Below are 3,231 nucleotides of genomic sequence, written 5' to 3' on the forward strand. Positions count from 1 at the left end.
CGTTTAAACGCAAAAAAGCCCTTGCAACTATTTTTGCAAGGGCTTTTGTATAAAATTAGGCACCGACCTACTCTCCCACCTGTTACGGCAATACCATCGGCTCTGGCGGGCTTAACTACTCTGTTCGGAATGGGAAGAGGTGGACACCGCCGATATAGGCACCTGAATATCTTTTGTGTATGATCAGCGTATTCTCTCAATACAACACTAACTAATCATCACAGCATATCGTGACATATATTTGAAAGAAAGAAGGACAGTTAGAATTATAATCTGTATATCAATGCACTATGGCTAGGCGAAGAAACACAGAGGAAACAACAGAACACGTTTTCTATCATTGCGAAAGCTTCGGGCTATTAGTATCACTTGGCTTTGGTCTCTCAACCTTTACACCTATGACCTATCAACGTTGTCATCTGCAACGACCCTATAAGGAAGTCTCATCTCGTGGCTAGTTTCGCACTTAGATGCTTTCAGCGCTTATCTATTCCCGACGTAGCTACCCAGCCGTACACCTGGCGGCATAACTGGTTCACCAGCGGTCAGTCCATCCCGGTCCTCTCGTACTAAGGACAGATCCACTCAAACTTCCAACGCCCACAACAGATAGGGACCGAACTGTCTCGCGACGTTCTGAACCCAGCTCGCGTGCCACTTTAATGGGCGAACAGCCCAACCCTTGGGACCTTCTCCAGCCCCAGGATGTGACGAGCCGACATCGAGGTGCCAAACCTCCCCGTCGATATGAGCTCTTGGGGGAGATCAGCCTGTTATCCCCAGAGTACCTTTTATCCTTTGAGCGATGGCCCTTCCATACAGAACCACCGGATCACTATGTCCGTCTTTCGACCCTGATCGACTTGTTGGTCTCACAGTCAAGCGGGCTTATGCCATTGCACTCCTCGTACGGTTACCAAGCGTACTGAGCCCACCTTTGAAAGCCTCCGTTACCTTTTTGGAGGCGACCACCCCAGTCAAACTACCCACCAAACAATGTCCTCGGCATAGCGAGTTAGAAACCGAATACAGAAAGGGCGGTATTTCAAGGTTGTATCCACGACTCCTAGCGAAGCCGCTTCAATTACTCCCGCCTATCCTACACATCCTGTATCCAATTCCAATGTTAAGCTATAGTGAAGGTTCATGGGGTCTTTCCGTCCCGTTGCGGGTAATCGGCGTCTTCACCGATACCACAATTTCACCGAGCTCATGGCTGAGACAGCGCCCAGATCGTTACACCATTCGTGCAGGTCGGAACTTACCCGACAAGGAATTTCGCTACCTTAGGACCGTTATAGTTACGGCCGCCGTTTACTGGGGCTTCGATTCAATGCTTCTCTTGCGATGACATCCCCTCTTAACCTTCCAGCACCGGGCAGGTGTCAGGCCTTATACTTCATCTTTCGATTTTGCAAAGCCATATGTTTTTGCTAAACAGTCGCCTGGGCCTTTTCACTGCGGCTGCTCTATCGCTAGAGACAGCGCCCCTTCTCCCGAAGTTACAGGGCCATTTTGCCGAGTTCCTTAGCCATGATTCACTCGAGCACCTTAGGATTCTCTCCTCGAACACCTGTGTCGGTTTGCGGTACGGGTTTTATATACCTGAAGCTTAGCGGGTTTTCTTGGAAGTCTGATTACCTGCACTATCTGCGCCGCCGAAGCTTTGCAGTACTATCGTGTTTCAGCATTCTCTGCGGATTTGCCTACAGAAAATATACCTACGCACTTCAACGAACTATTCCGTCAGTTCGCGGCAGTGTCACTACTCCGTCACCACATCGCAGTATATAAAAGTACGGGAATATTAACCCGTTGTCCATCGGCTACCTCCTTTCGGATGCGCCTTAGGCCCCGACTAACCCTGATCCGATTAGCGTTGATCAGGAAACCTGGTTCTTTCGGTGGGCGGGTTTCTCACCCGCCTTATCGTTACTTATGCCTACATTTGCTTTTCTATTCAGTCCACAACAAGTCACCTTGCTGCTTCACCCCCAATAGAATGCTCCCCTACCAGATGTAACTCGTGTTACAAATCCATAGCTTCGGTAATACACTTGATGCCCGTTTATTATCCACGCCCGGTCGCTCGACTAGTGAGCTGTTACGCACTCTTTAAATGAATGGCTGCTTCCAAGCCAACATCCTAGCTGTCTGGGCAACCGGACCTCGTTAGTTCAACTTAGCGTATATTTAGGGACCTTAGCTGATGGTCTGGGTTCTTTCCCTCTCGGCCTTGGACCTTAGCACCCAAAGCCTCACTGCCGATCATATCTTACAGCATTCGGAGTTCGTCTGGATTTGGTAGGATTTGACTCCCCCGCACCCAATCGGTAGCTCTACCTCTGCAAGACTCTATATCGACGCTGTTCCTAAAAACATTTCGGGGAGTACGAGCTATTTCCCAGTTTGATTGGCCTTTCACCCCTACCCTCAGGTCATCCGGAAACTTTTCAACGTTTATCGGTTCGGTCCTCCATTACATGTTACTGCAACTTCAACCTGCCCAAGGGTAGATCACAAGGTTTCGCGTCTACCTCATCCGACTATGCGCCCTATTCAGACTCGCTTTCGCTTCGGCTGCGTCGCTGAACGACTTAACCTTGCCGGACAAGAGTAACTCGTAGGCTCATTATGCAAAAGGCACGCCGTCACTGAATAAATCAGCTCCGACCGCTTGTAAGCACACGGTTTCAGGTTCTTTTCACTCCCCTGTTCGGGGTTCTTTTCACCTTTCCCTCACGGTACTGGTTCACTATCGGTCTCTCAGGAGTATTTAGCCTTACCGGATGGTGCCGGCAGATTCAAGCAGGATTTCTCCGGTCCCGCCCTACTCAGGATACCACTATGCTGTCATTCTTTACCTGTACGGGGCTTTCACCCTTATTGCGCAGTTTCCCACCTGCTTCCAGTTCATAGCGACAATACAATGTCGTGGTCCTACAACCCCATAATTGCCGTAACAACTATGGTTTGGGCTCTTTCGTGTTCGCTCGCCACTACTTACGAAATCATTATTATTTTCTCCTCCTACGCTTACTTAGATGTTTCAGTTCGGCGCGTTCGCGTATTATACAACTAGTCTTCCACTAGCTAGGTTGCCCCATTCGGAAATCTACGGATCAAATCACATTTGCTAATCCCCGTAGCTTATCGCAGCTTATCACGTCCTTCATCGCCTCTGAGAGCCTAGGCATCCCCCGTGTGCCCTTTGTTACTTTCTTCAAATCC

General features: G+C 49.3%; 2 rRNA genes. Both read right to left on the reverse strand.

What is annotated here, in order from left to right:
* Window positions 1–54 precede the first annotated feature (54 nt).
* A 5S ribosomal RNA gene (gene rrf, locus A0125_RS15140) occupies window positions 55–166 on the reverse strand.
* 174 nt (window positions 167–340) lie between these two features.
* Window positions 341–3,224: ribosomal RNA gene (locus tag A0125_RS15145) — 23S ribosomal RNA — on the reverse strand.
* Between the last annotated feature and the right edge of the window lie 7 nt (window positions 3,225–3,231).

The sequence above is a fragment of the Sphingobacterium populi genome (assembly GCF_001586775.1).
GTDB lineage: Bacteria > Bacteroidota > Bacteroidia > Sphingobacteriales > Sphingobacteriaceae > Sphingobacterium > Sphingobacterium populi.